Raw genomic sequence first — 12,987 nt, forward strand, 5'->3', positions numbered from 1 at the left:
TTTATTGTATAACATCTCTCATATACTCAATAACAGATTCAGGCTCCAACTCTTTATTCAAAATTTTATATATAACACTTAATAAGCTATTAGGATTAAAATCACGATTTAATTGTTTAAAAAAAGAAAAAATTGATTTAGCAGCTAAAACTCCCTCTGGCAAATATCCAATTTTTTCAATATTACTTATCAAATCATCTATATCAAAAAAGCTTTCTAAAATGTTTTTACTAACAATTTCATTACCAAATCGTCTATTTCTTCCAAACATGCTTCTACAAGTAACATCCAAATCGCCAGAACCAGACAAAAATAAAAACGTTTCAATATTTTTCCCCCCAAGCTCAATTGCAATATCTTTTATATTATTCAAGGATACTGAAAATAAAAATGATTCTGTATTACTACCTATCAAATTAGGATAATTTAATTTATAAGCATCCAAAATTCCAAATGCAATTGCAAACACATTTTTTAAAGCTGCTGCTATTTGCACTCCAAAAACATCGTTGCTATAAAATAAAGAAATTGAAGTTTTGCTAAATAAATTAATAAACAAATATGCATTTTCTCTGTTATTACTAGCCGCAACAAGTCCTGTTATCACACCAAGCCCAACTTCCTCAGCATGACTTGGGCCAACAATATAAGTAATCTCATCTTTATATCTTTTCATAACTCTCTCAGCAGCTTCAATAACTGTCTGAGTTTTACCACCAAAAGTAATAAATCCTTTTGTAAGTATTGCTATCTTTGGCTTTATCTCCAAAGATAGCAAAAATTGATCCAATTTTTTTAAAATATCAACAGTAAAAAGAGAGGGCGTTACAATAAAAATATAATCAGACATTGATACAACTTCCAACAAATCTGAACTTGCAACTAAATTTTTTGGCAATTTAATTCCCTTTAAATATTTGGAATTAACATTATCATTATTGATACCATTCTTAACATCTTCTTCAAAAGACCATAAAAAAATATTAAAATCAAATTTATCTGCCAAAGACTTCGCGATAGCCGTTCCCCAAGCACCTGCTCCTATTACTGATATTTTCATAAATACTCCCTATAACCTTATAAAAACTCATATTTTATTGTTTTATCTAAATAGATTTTTATTTTACCAGAATTTTCAATTTTCTTAAAAAGAATTTCATCTATTAAAAGCTTTCCTAACTCTTTGAATATAAACTTTTTAACACTTTTTAAGCTGTAACCCTTTCCATAGATCTTTTCTCGAATATAATCAACAACACTTTTTTCAAAAAAAACATCGAATTTTCTATCTCTTAATATCCTTGCAAAACAATTAAGTTCATTAAAAATGATTTTTTCAAAATCTAGCTCATCAATAGATTTAAATACAAACACATGATCTATTAACTCTAAAAACTCATTAGGGAATCTCTTCTCTAATATAAGGTTAAAATCATTTCCCTCTGCCATTTTATTTTTAAAACCAATACTATTAAGCTCTTTGTTCTTAGCATTAATACTTATTATTATTAAGCTTTCCGATAAACTTACCTTTTTCCCAAGACCATCAAAAAGCTTACCTGTTTTAAACCCCTCCAAAAAAAAATCTAAAACCCTTTTACTACATTTATCAAAATCTGATAGGAAAATAATAGAATTAGAAGATTTGTTTAAAAATTTGAAAAATCTAGTAGATTCATAATACCCTTCATTACTTAAAACAGGCCCAATCAATCTATCAAGAGAATTAAAATCACTATACTCACCCATATTAAGAGTAAATTTCGGAATTCCAAACTCTTCTGATAAAATATCTGTTAATTTACATTTTCCTGCTCCAGAAGCACCAATAAAAGCAAATATGCCAATAGTACTTCTGTTGGCAAGCAAATTAAATTTTAACAATTTAATATTTAATATCAAATCAAATATCAAGCCATCATGTACAATAAGTTCTTTTTTTATTCTATTTTCTAAATTAATTAGCAATTCACTATTATACTCTTCAAAATTAAAAATGTTAGAACCAACAATAGATTTAATCAGATCACAAACATCATCTTTTGTTATGATCCTTTTTATATTTTCAAGTTTAAACTTAGAGCCTAATTCATCTAAAATATCAAAAGCTTTGTCTGGAAGAAATCTATCTTTAATATATTTTTTAGACATTACAATGCAAGCTTGTATTGCCTCGTCTGTATATTCCACATTATGATATCTCTCATAATCTCTTTTAATCTCCTGCAAAATATTATAGGTGTCTTCAAAATTAGGCTCTTTGAGCTCTATACTCTGAAACCTTCTCATTAAAGCCTTATCTTTTAAAAAAAATTTTCTATATTCATATTCTGTAGTAGCTCCAATAAATTTAATCTTCCCCAAAGTAAGAATAGGCTTCAACAAATTAGAAATATCCATGCTACCAAATGACGTAGCTCCTGCCCCTACTATCATATGGATTTCATCAATAAAAAGCATAACTTTTTTTCTTGAGTTTAAAAAATCTAAAACCCTGTTCACTCTACTCTCAAGATCCCCCCTATACTTAGTGCTCGAAACAAGCCTACCAATATCAAGAGAATAAATTTCATACCCTATTAAATCCCTTGGAACATTCTCTATTTTTATTTTATATGCAAGACCTTGAATTAATACTGTTTTTCCAACCCCAGGTTCTCCAAATAAAATAGGATTACTTTTATGCTTCCTAAGTATCACCTGAATTAACCGAGATAATTCTTGCTTTCTGCCAATTAAAGGATTGTATTTTAAATCCAAAGTATCAATAACATTTGTTAAAAAATTATCAATAGAGTCTTTACTTTCTAATAAAATATTATCTTGATCCAACTTATTACGCTTATCATCAAAAATATGAAAGCCTCCTTTCTTTTTTAGCACATTATTATGAATATATTCTGTAATTAATTCACTATCATAGCCTGAGTCAGATTTAGCATTTACAGCCAAATAATCATGAACTTCAATAAGTTTGTCAAAAATAGTCAAATTAAAACCCGAATTAAGCAGTGCATCTAAAATACTGTTTTTTCTTTTTTTGACAAGCACCCATAATAAATCTTTTTCTTGTATTTTATAAGGTTTTTTATAAAAAAAAAGAGCATTAATTATATCGTCATACAAATAATCCATACTAGAAACATGGTCTGGGATATAATTGTCTCTTAAAGGAAGTTTACTGAAAAATTCTTCTAGTTGTTTATTAAGCTTATAAAAGTCAATTGCACACAAATTAAGCAGTTCTTTAACTTTATCGCTTTTAATAAGCCCATAAAAAATGTGCTCTTCTGTAAACACAAGATGTTTAGATTCCATGAAAAACAAAAAAGTGTTAAAAAACAAACAATTTAAAGCTCTTCTATCATACATCCAAAATCAACTATAAAACAATTCGTAAAAATTTTTTTTTACCTAATCTTAATTCAACTTCATTATTATTAAAATCCTTTTTAGTAAGACAGTGGTTCTGATTTTCTACCCTTTTACCATTAATATAAACCCCTCCAGAATTAATCAATCTTCTGCCTTCTGATTTGCTAGGCACAATTTTTGAATCTAGCATTAAATCAATCAAAAATACCTCTTCTTCTAAATTAGAAAAGCTAAATTTAAAAAATGGAATATTATTTCTATCTCCGATTCCCCTAAATGCAGCAAAAGATGCCTCTTGAACTTTCAAAGCTTCCGCTTCTCCGTGAACAATTTTAGTTATCTCAAAAGCTAAAATCTCTTTAGCTTTATTTAAAGAATTTCCCTTAAAATTTGAAATTAATTCGATCTCATCTTCTTCTAAAAAAGTAAAAAGATATAAAAAAGTTTTCACATCAGAATCTGAAGTATTTCTAAAATATTGATAAAAATCATAAATACTGTAAAGATTAGAATCAAGATAAACGGCACCCTTTTCTGATTTACCCATCTTTTTCCCATCACTTCTTGTAATTAATGGAAACGTAAGCCCAAAAGCTTCTGTTCCAATTTTTTTTCTAATCAGGTCAACACCTGCGATAATATTCCCCCATTGATCATCACCACCAATTTGAAGTCGACAATTTTTAATTTTATTAAGCATATAATAATCATAAGACTGTAAAAGCTGATAATTAAACTCAATAAATGAAAGTCCAAAATCCAACCTTCTTTTATAAGTTTCAAAGCTTAACATGCGATTAACAGAAAAATGCATGCCAATATCTCTTAAAAATTCAATATAATTGAGATTGTCTAACCAATTTGAATTATAAATAAAGCACTCTGAACTAAACTTAGTTATTCTTTGAAGTTGATTTTTTATCAACAAGGCATTTTTTCTAATCTCTTCTGAAGATAAAATCTTTCTCATCTCACTTTTTCCAGAAGGATCACCTATTTTTGCTGTAGAATCGCCAATCAAAACAATTGGTATGTGACCATGTTGTCTAAGATGCATCATTGCTAAAAAAGGGATCAAATGACCAATATGAAGAGAGCTAAATGTTGCATCAACTCCTGCATAAAAAACTATTTTTTCTATATCCATTAAATCACTTAAAACTTTTAAAGATGTACATTGCTTTAAAAATCCGCGTTTATGTAAAAGACTTAAAGCAAGATTCATTTATTAAAATCCTCTTTGTAATTTAAAATCTCTGTTTTAATGTATGAATATAAATCATTAATAAAAATTCTCTTCTGAGTCATACTATTTCTTTCCCTAACAGTAACTGTTTCATCCTCAATAGTATTGTAGTCTATTGTTACACAATAAGGAGTTCCTATTTCGTCTTGACGTCTATACCTTTTACCTATTGTTCCACTATCGTCGTAAAATATATGAAAATCATCGCAAAGCTCTATATAAATCCTTCTAGCAACCTCAATAAGCTCAACTTTTTTAACAAGCGGGAATATAGCAATCTTGTAAGGAGCCAACTTAGGGTTTAAGCGCAGAACAATACGCCTGTCTCCATCTGAGAGCTCCTCCTCAGAATAAGCATCACAAAGGGTCATTAAAACAGCTCTTGTAAGACCAGCAGAAGTTTCAATAACATAAGGTACATATCTCTCTTTTGTTAACAAATCATGATACTCAAATATTTTGGGCTTGTTAGAAAATTTAGAATGCTGAGTCAAATCATAATCACCTCTGTTGTGAATGCCTTCTATTTCCTGAAATCCAAACGGAAATTCATACTCAATATCAAATGCAGCTTTTGCATAATGAGCAAGCTGAGTTGAATCATGCGCCTTAAATCTTAATCTATCAGGCCTAATTTTAAGAGTTTCTATAAAAAAATTCATTCTATTTTGCTGCCAATAACAAAACCATTCATCTATTTGCTTGGGATGAACAAAAAACTGCATTTCCATTTGCTCAAACTCGCAAGTTCTAAATATAAAATTTTTAGTAACTATCTCATTTCTAAACGCTTTACCTACCTGAGCAATTCCAAAGGGAATCTTAAGCCTTGAAGAATCTAAAACATTTCTAAAATTAACAAAAATTCCTTGTGCCGTCTCAGGTCTTAAATAAACCTCACTAGAACTATCCTCAACTACTCCAATATGGGTCTTAAACATTAAATTAAAACCTCTTGGAGAAGTAAAATTATTTCCAACTTTACAATTTGGGCAATTTTTTGACAAATCAACTAAATCAGCTCTAAATCTACTTTTACAATCTTTACAATCAACCATAGAATCAGAAAAACCATCAACATGGCCAGATGCTCTCCAAATTTCAGGGCGCATAAAAATAGCACTATCTAAACCTACGATATTTTCATGCAAATACACCATGCTCTTCCACCACTCTTTTTTTATATTTTTCTTAAGTTCAACTCCCAAAGGACCATAGTCCCAAGCTCCTGAAAGGCCTCCATAAACCTCTGAAGACTGAAATACAAACCCTTTTCTTTTCGCAAGAGAAATAATATCTTCCATTCTAACCATAAAAATATCCTTAATAGCTATTCGTTTATTCTTAAAAATTCCTGTGCTAATTTTATTCTTTCAAAAACTTTAAATTTGCCTATCAATTTTAAAGAATCAAAAAGCGGCGGAGAAACTTTGCTGCCAAGCACTGCAATTCTAATAGGAAGAAGAATTTCCCCCAATTTAAAATTATTGCTCTCAGCAAAATCATAAAAAATTTTATCATTTTCCTCTGCCGATCTTTTTTCAAATCCTTCTAAAATAGGCTTTATTAATTCTAAAATAGAACAAACCTCTTTAGCTGTTTTTTTTCTGCTTAAAAACTCATCTAAATTCCAAGATTTAATGTCTTCATAAAAAAATTTAGTCATATTTAAAGCATCACTTAATTTTTTAATTCTACTTTTTATAAGAGGAATTAATAACTTTAATTTTTGATTCTCTTCTAAAGTACTAGGCTTAGAAACATATCCTTTTTTTTGAAAAAAAGGAAGTAAAAGATTAAATAAATCTTCATCTTTTTTTTCTCTAATATAGTAACTATTGAAAAAATCCAGCTTATGATAATCAAAAATTGCAGGAGATTTATTGATCTTCTCAATTGAAAAAAATTGCTCAAGGTCATTTTTTGAAAAAAATTCTCTCTTATCGTCGTAAGACCAGCCAAGCAAAGTAACATAATTAATAATAGCTTCTGGAAGATATCCATCTTCAATAAACTGCCTTAAAGCTGTTGATCCATGTCTTTTGCTTAATTTTTGACCATCATTTCCCATAACCATTGGAAGATGACAATAAATAGGCGGCTTCCATTTAAAAGCCTTATAAAGAAGCACGTGCAATGGACCTGAGGAAACCCATTCTTGAGCCCTTAATACATGGGTAATTTTCATTAAATAATCATCAACAACATTAGCAAGATGATAAGTTGGAAGTCCATCTGACTTAAGAATTACAGGATCAGGACTAATGTCTTTATTTGCCCATGTAATTTTTCCAAGCAAAATATCATCAAAGCTAGTGTCTCCTTCTAAAGGAATTTTAAATCTAACAACAGGCTTGATTTTTTTAATTAGCGCATTCTCAACTTCGTCATTACTTAAATTCCTACAATGCCTATCATATCCAGGTGGCATTTTATTAATATTTTGGATTTTCTTAATCCTTTCCAACCTTTCAGGGCTGCAATAACAATAATAAGCATGCCCAGATTCAATTAAATATTTAGCATATTGCTCATATATTACACTTCTTTGAGACTGAACATAAGGTGCATAATCACCTCCTACAACAGGGCCTTCATCAAAAGAAATACCAAGCCATTTAAGACTTGAATAAAGATCATTTTCGGCTTCTGGAGAATACCTACTCTGATCTGTATCCTCAATCCTAAGTAAAAATTTACCTCCACAAGACTTTGCAAAAAAATAATTAAACAAAGCTGTTCTAATCCCACCAATATGTTGCAAACCCGTTGGAGAAGGCGCATAACGAACTCTTATACTCAAAACACAACTCCTTTAATAAAAAACATCTTTTTTAGAAAAATCATAAATATAATAAAAAACAACAAAAAATAAATTCGAACCAAGTAGCTTTGTATGCTTAGAATCTATCCTGTTTTTAAATTTATAGTATCGATTTCTAATTTCAATTTTCTTGCTTTCAAGCAAATCAAAAGATGTTTTTGATTTTCGCAATAAGTAATAGAAATAAATAGTAAAAATATCATTTTTCAAAAAAAACTTATCTAAAAAATTTACCAACTCTTTTAGCTTTGAATACTCTTCAAATGACAACATACTAAGAGCCTCACAATATTTCACCCACTTATTTCTACTGCACCTGTAATTTAAAATCAAACTAGAAGCCTTTGCTTTTTCTCTAAAACTAATAAGAACAGAATAAAGTTCTACTATTGTCTTATGTCTTAATCTACTGTCTTTTAAGTAAAAATAAAGCTCATCAAGACTTTTTTTATCTTGTTTTATTAAAATAAACCTAAGAAGAATAGATATTTCAAAAACACTTTTAAGCTTTTTACGAACCATTTTAAGCTTTAAAAAAGTAAATGTATCTTCTATTCCATTTAAAATAAAATATAATCTTGAAAAAAAATACTGGGAATAAATAACATTAAAAACAATCACTAATAAAAAATAAATTACAATAAATTGGTAATTAAACAAAATGAAGCTTAATTTCATTTGAAATCTTAAAATTGCCAGAAAATAAACAAACAATCCAAGAAAAATAATATTAAAACCTAAGCGTATTTTTTCTACCATAAAAATCTCTTCAAAAAAGCTTAATTCAAAAATTGAGATATAATAAATACATTATACTAATAGATAGACAATTAATAAATAATATGATATACATGGTTAATAGAGCTTAATTTCAAGGAAATAAATGCAAAATTTTGAAAGCATTATCAAAAATATAAAAAATTCATCATATTTAATAGACAGGGAATTCTTAGTTTGGCCTGAGAATGCATTTATTGGAGACAAAAATATTGAGCTTATTGAAAAATGGAATCTAAAGTCATACATTAAAGAGAGAAAAAATTTTTTCAGTGACGATTCTGTTAAAAGAGAATATGAAGAAATACACAAAAAATTTAACGAAGAGGCTATTTCTAGTTATCATGTAATAATAAGCAATTTAGAAGAAATTTATGAAAATTGCAAAAGAAATAAAAAAATATATTACCAAGATATTATGCCTACCGTAAAAAAAGTAATAGAATTTTACAAAAAACAGAAAAAAAATTTTATCAAATATTTTAGAATTCCCAAGCTTTCTGCAAACTATCATATTATTCACTCAGTAAATACAGCTATCCTAACAGTAGCCCTTGGCAATGAAATGGGACTAAATAACTACAAAACAGTAGAACTTTGTAGTATTGCTCTTTTGCATAAAATAGGATTTTTATTTATCCCATCAAAAATAAGCGAAAAAAAAGAAGAATTAACTGAGGAAGAACTAGAAACAATAAAAAAATATCCCATAATAAGCTATAAAATAGCTTCAACAAGCAATTTGTCACGATCAATATGTTTGACGCTTTTAACACATAAAGAAAATCTAGACGGAACTGGTTACCCTAAAGGACTAACAAGTGAAAACATCAGCATAGAATCAAATATAATAGGCGCTGCTAGCGCCTATTCTGCTATCATTTTAGATAAGGCATACAAAAAATCTTTTAATTCTGGAGCATCTATTATTGAATTAATTAAAGATGCAGACAAAAAATTTGACAAAAGAGTTCTAAAGTTAATAATCAATGCAATATCTTCTTGTCCTTTAGACTTTATTATAGAACTTAATGACAATTCTATAGCCAAAATAGTAGATATAGATGATTCTAACCCAAATCTTCCATACATAAACTACATAATAAAAAATGGAAAAGTTGTAGACAGAAATGAGCAATCTAATGTTCAGTCTATACCAAACACAAACACAGGAATAAAAAAAATACTCAATCAAAATGAAATAGAACTAATTAAAAATAAATATTCTTTAATAGACATTATATAAGGCACTTTAAAGGAGAAAAAACATGATTTTGATAATATCAGCCATGCAAGAAGAATCAGAAGAAATAAATAAAATACTTGACAACAAAGAAGAAATTATATTAAACGACTACTTGGAAAATAAAAAAATTTATAAAGGAAAAATTTTAGGAAAAGATGTAATATCTTTAACTACAGGAATTGGAAAGGTTAACGCATCAGCTTGGAGCAGTCAAATTATCTCTAAATATAAAATCACTCATATAATAAACTCTGGAAGTTCTGGAGGAATAAAAGAAAACTCTAATCTTAAAATATCAGATATCATAGTATCCTCAGAAGCAGCATACTATGACTTTGACTTAACCAAGTTTGGACACAAAATAGGACAAGTCCCCAATTTGCCACAAAAGTTTAAAGCAGATGAAGAGCTATTGAAAAAAGTAGTCAATATTATTGACAATAAACTTTTAAACATTGATATCCATATTGGCTTAATACTAACAGGAGATCAATTTGTTGACAATGAAAAAAATCTTGAAACAATTAAAAAAAATTTCAAAGATGCCTTAGCTGTAGATATGGAAGGAGCTGCAATAGCTCAAGTAGCACACATATTTAAAATACCATTCATAATCATTCGCTCAATTTCTGATCTACCAAACAATAAAGACAACCATATAGACTTTAATAAATTTTTAAAAGAATCATCAATAAATTCAAGCAAAATGACAAAGGAACTTATTAGGCTAATATGAATAAAACAATAGTAGCTAACCAAACTTTAACTTCTGAAGCTGTATCTGAAGGACATCCAGATAAAATTGCAGATCAAATCTCTGACGCCATCCTTGATGAGATACTAAAAGAAGATAAAAATGCAAAAGTAGCTTGCGAAGTCATAATTGCACAAAATTTAGTAGTAATAGCAGGAGAAATCAATAGTCCTGTTAAAAAAAACATAGATATAAAAGAAATTGCTAAAAATATCATTAAAGATATAGGCTATACAAATATTGATTATGGACTTGATTACAAAACAATAACGGTAATAGACGCTATTGGCAATCAATCACGTGACATTATAAACGCAATTGAAAAAAAAGAATCTAATAGCCTTGGAGCAGGCGATCAGGGAATAATATTTGGATACGCCTGCGATGAAACAGAAAATTTTTTACCTGCTCCTTATGAACTCGCCAATTCAATTCTAAAAAAAGCCAGCAATCTTAGAAAATCAGGAGCAATAAAATGGTTGCGGCCCGACTCAAAATCTCAAGTTACTATAGAATACGATAAAAATAGAAACCCTGTAAAAATAAAAAATATTATAGTCTCTCATCAACACCATCCAAACATCTCCCAAAAACTAATAAGACAAACAATAATTGAAGAAATTATCAAGCCCACCATTCAAGACAAATCAATAATTGATGAAAATACTATTTATTGCATTAATCCTTCTGGAAATTTTGTAATTGGTGGGCCTACCGGAGATACTGGCCTTACAGGAAGAAAAATTATTGCCGATAGTTATGGAGGATTTGCAAGACATGGAGGAGGAGCATACAGCGGAAAAGATGCCACAAAAGTAGACAGATCGGCTGCCTACATGGCAAGATATATAGCAAAAAATATGGTGGCAGCTGGAATTTCTAAAGAATTTGAACTACAACTCGCATATGCAATTGGAATTGAAAACCCAATATCTATTCAAATAACCGCAGGAATAAATGATCCCAAATATGCAAACAAAATATTAAATTTTATTATCAATAACTTTGATTTAACTCCCAAAGGTATAATTGAAAAATTAAAACTAAAACAACCCATATATCTCAAAACTTGTACTTATGGTCATTTTGGAAAAAATGATTTTGAATGGGAAAAATTAGATTTTGTAAAAAAAATACAAACAGTGCTAAAAAAATGAAAAAAATAACAAGCTTTACAATAGATCATACAAAATTAAACCCCGGCATATATGTCTCAAGAAAAGATACTTTTGAAAATGTAATGTTTACTACAATAGACATTAGAATCAAAGCTCCCAACATTGAACCAATAATTGAAAATGCAGCAATACACACAATAGAGCACATAGGAGCTACTTTGCTTAGAAATAATGAGGTCTGGGCCGAAAAAATAGTATATTTTGGTCCTATGGGATGCAGAACTGGCTTTTACTTAATAATTTTTGGAGACTATGAAAGTAAAGATCTTATTGATTTAATATCATGGCTTTTTTCTGAAATCTTAAATTTTTCAGAGCCTATTCCAGGCGCAAGCGATAAAGAATGCGGAAATTATAAGGAACACAATCTTGATATGGCTAAATATGAATCTTCTAAATACTTGCAAATATTAAACAATATCAAAGAAGAAAATTTAAAATATCCCTAGATCATAAAATTTACAAAATAGAAAGTATTTCGCTGTCATTTTTTGTTGCTACGTCAAACTGAAAAATAAAGCCCAGGGTTATTTTATGCATTTGATTTAAAAGTAAAGATTTGTTGTAAAAAATTGGAGAAGCTGTATATTCCAAAAAAATAAAATCTATATTAATCCTAGCTCCAATGTCTACTACCAAAACAAAATTACTCATCAATATCCAATCACTTGAGCCTATAAAACAAATTTTTGCACCAATATATGAAAATTTTAAACCTGTAAAAAAGGTTAAACTAAACATTGGGGTATAAGGCAAAAAGAAATAATTACCATACATTCTCAATGAGAATGTAACATCTTTTACTATGGAATAATTTAGAAAATGCTTCAAATATGCTTGATCATCCAACATAAATATAATCTCTTTAGTATAAGGAGTGTGACTTGGCAAAAATTTAATATCTAAATTAAATTCTCCACCAAATGCAAAATTTTGAGAAACATTAACACCAAGCCCACTGAAAAATTGATACTTAAGTCTTTCATAGAAGAATAAATCTCGAGTAAAATTATCAACACCAATCCCAATTCCACTGTAGACATTAAGATAACCAGGAATTCCTGAATAAATTCTCAATGTATTAAACATAAAAACAAAAAAGAATAAAAAGTTTCTTCTCACAAAGAATCCTTTTTGGCAAAATAAAATTAAATATTCATACTTATTTTCATAGACAACTCTTTGAATTTTTCAACTTCAAGATTAAGTTTATTACCCCTCTTAAGACCAAAACCATCATTTTTAAATCTTGGAATTATATGAAAATGAGTATGAAAAACTTCTTGCCCTGCACCAGCCCCCAAAGCAGAATAAATATTTATTCCATCATAAATACTTGGGTTTATTCTCTTTAAAGCATTTGAAATTTTTTTACATACTCTTAAAACTCTCTCATTAAATTTATCATCCATGTTTAATAAATTCTCACTATGTTCTTTGGGAATAACAAGAGTATGCCCAACAGTTAAAGGATTAATATCCAAAAATGCTAAAACTAAATCATCCTCATAAACTTTATAACTAGGAAGCTCTTTGTTTACTATTTTACAAAAAATACAATCATACATTAAAAATATCCTATTATAA

Annotated in this window: 12 protein-coding genes; 4 read left to right on the plus strand and 8 right to left on the minus strand. The window is 28.6% G+C overall.

The genetic code is table 11. From position 1 onward, the window contains the following. Position 1: 1 nt before the first annotated feature. The 6 genes from Bmayo_RS01820 to Bmayo_RS01845 are packed head-to-tail and all read right to left on the minus strand — an operon-like array spanning position 2 to position 8,204. Positions 2 to 1,060, minus strand: coding sequence for an NAD(P)H-dependent glycerol-3-phosphate dehydrogenase (locus Bmayo_RS01820; protein ID WP_075552062.1), 1,059 nt, complete (start codon positions 1,058 to 1,060; stop codon positions 2 to 4). A 17-nt stretch (positions 1,061 to 1,077) separates the two neighbouring features. After that, positions 1,078 to 3,372 (minus strand): AAA family ATPase, encoded by a 2,295-nt coding sequence (locus tag Bmayo_RS01825; protein WP_075552063.1) that lies wholly within the window; start codon positions 3,370 to 3,372, stop codon positions 1,078 to 1,080. A gap of 10 nt (positions 3,373 to 3,382) precedes the next feature. After that, positions 3,383 to 4,600, minus strand: a complete 1,218-nt coding sequence (gene tyrS / locus Bmayo_RS01830) for a tyrosine--tRNA ligase (protein WP_075552064.1) — start codon at positions 4,598 to 4,600, stop codon at positions 3,383 to 3,385. After that, the gene (locus Bmayo_RS01835; protein ID WP_075552065.1) at positions 4,597 to 5,934 is read right to left on the minus strand and encodes a glycine--tRNA ligase; all 1,338 of its coding nucleotides are present in this window, start codon (positions 5,932 to 5,934) and stop codon (positions 4,597 to 4,599) included. The genes tyrS and Bmayo_RS01835 overlap by 4 nt, the downstream gene beginning before the upstream one ends. Before the next feature lie 17 nt (positions 5,935 to 5,951). Next, positions 5,952 to 7,424 carry a glutamate--tRNA ligase gene (gene gltX, locus Bmayo_RS01840; protein WP_075552066.1) on the minus strand — a complete coding sequence of 491 codons (1,473 nt, stop codon included), beginning with the start codon at positions 7,422 to 7,424 and terminating at the stop codon, positions 5,952 to 5,954. A gap of 12 nt (positions 7,425 to 7,436) precedes the next feature. After that, on the minus strand, positions 7,437 to 8,204 hold the full coding sequence (locus Bmayo_RS01845) for a hypothetical protein (protein WP_075552067.1): 768 nt from the start codon (positions 8,202 to 8,204) through the stop codon (positions 7,437 to 7,439). Positions 8,205 to 8,328: 124 nt separating this feature from the next. On the opposite strand from Bmayo_RS01845, the gene pdeB reads away from it, so the two are divergent. Genes pdeB through Bmayo_RS01865 form a run of 4 tightly spaced genes read left to right on the plus strand, consistent with a single transcriptional unit; the run spans position 8,329 to position 11,849 of the window. Beyond that, positions 8,329 to 9,468 carry a cyclic di-GMP phosphodiesterase PdeB gene (gene pdeB, locus Bmayo_RS01850; RefSeq protein ID WP_075552068.1) on the plus strand — a complete coding sequence of 380 codons (1,140 nt, stop codon included), beginning with the start codon at positions 8,329 to 8,331 and terminating at the stop codon, positions 9,466 to 9,468. A gap of 22 nt (positions 9,469 to 9,490) precedes the next feature. Continuing rightward, positions 9,491 to 10,204 (plus strand): 5'-methylthioadenosine/adenosylhomocysteine nucleosidase, encoded by a 714-nt coding sequence (locus Bmayo_RS01855; RefSeq protein WP_075552069.1) that lies wholly within the window; start codon positions 9,491 to 9,493, stop codon positions 10,202 to 10,204. Next, positions 10,201 to 11,379 (plus strand): methionine adenosyltransferase, encoded by a 1,179-nt coding sequence (gene metK / locus Bmayo_RS01860; RefSeq protein ID WP_075552070.1) that lies wholly within the window; start codon positions 10,201 to 10,203, stop codon positions 11,377 to 11,379. The genes Bmayo_RS01855 and metK overlap by 4 nt, the downstream gene beginning before the upstream one ends. Beyond that, entirely contained in the window at positions 11,376 to 11,849 is a 474-nt protein-coding gene (locus tag Bmayo_RS01865; protein ID WP_075552494.1) for an S-ribosylhomocysteine lyase, read from the plus strand. The genes metK and Bmayo_RS01865 overlap by 4 nt, the downstream gene beginning before the upstream one ends. A gap of 10 nt (positions 11,850 to 11,859) precedes the next feature. Here Bmayo_RS01865 and Bmayo_RS01870 read toward each other — a convergent pair whose 3' ends face one another. Together Bmayo_RS01870 and Bmayo_RS01875 are read right to left on the minus strand one after the other, a co-directional pair. Next, positions 11,860 to 12,522, minus strand: coding sequence for a hypothetical protein (locus Bmayo_RS01870; RefSeq protein WP_075552071.1), 663 nt, complete (start codon positions 12,520 to 12,522; stop codon positions 11,860 to 11,862). A gap of 26 nt (positions 12,523 to 12,548) precedes the next feature. After that, entirely contained in the window at positions 12,549 to 12,968 is a 420-nt protein-coding gene (locus Bmayo_RS01875) for an HIT family protein (protein ID WP_075552072.1), read from the minus strand. Positions 12,969 to 12,987 lie beyond the last annotated feature (19 nt).

The organism is Borreliella mayonii (genome assembly GCF_001945665.1).
GTDB classification, from domain to species: Bacteria; Spirochaetota; Spirochaetia; order Borreliales; family Borreliaceae; genus Borreliella; species Borreliella mayonii.

Coding starts and splice junctions, on each gene's coding strand:
- Bmayo_RS01855 (WP_075552069.1), top strand. CDS start 9,491: ATGATTTTGATAATATCAGCCATGCAAGAAGAATCAGAAGAAATAAAT.
- Bmayo_RS01845 (WP_075552067.1), bottom strand. CDS start 8,204: ATGGTAGAAAAAATACGCTTAGGTTTTAATATTATTTTTCTTGGATTG.
- Bmayo_RS01820 (WP_075552062.1), bottom strand. CDS start 1,060: ATGAAAATATCAGTAATAGGAGCAGGTGCTTGGGGAACGGCTATCGCG.
- pdeB (WP_075552068.1), top strand. CDS start 8,329: ATGCAAAATTTTGAAAGCATTATCAAAAATATAAAAAATTCATCATAT.
- Bmayo_RS01865 (WP_075552494.1), top strand. CDS start 11,376: ATGAAAAAAATAACAAGCTTTACAATAGATCATACAAAATTAAACCCC.
- Bmayo_RS01825 (WP_075552063.1), bottom strand. CDS start 3,372: ATGTATGATAGAAGAGCTTTAAATTGTTTGTTTTTTAACACTTTTTTG.
- Bmayo_RS01835 (WP_075552065.1), bottom strand. CDS start 5,934: ATGGTTAGAATGGAAGATATTATTTCTCTTGCGAAAAGAAAAGGGTTT.
- Bmayo_RS01875 (WP_075552072.1), bottom strand. CDS start 12,968: ATGTATGATTGTATTTTTTGTAAAATAGTAAACAAAGAGCTTCCTAGT.
- metK (WP_075552070.1), top strand. CDS start 10,201: ATGAATAAAACAATAGTAGCTAACCAAACTTTAACTTCTGAAGCTGTA.
- tyrS (WP_075552064.1), bottom strand. CDS start 4,600: ATGAATCTTGCTTTAAGTCTTTTACATAAACGCGGATTTTTAAAGCAA.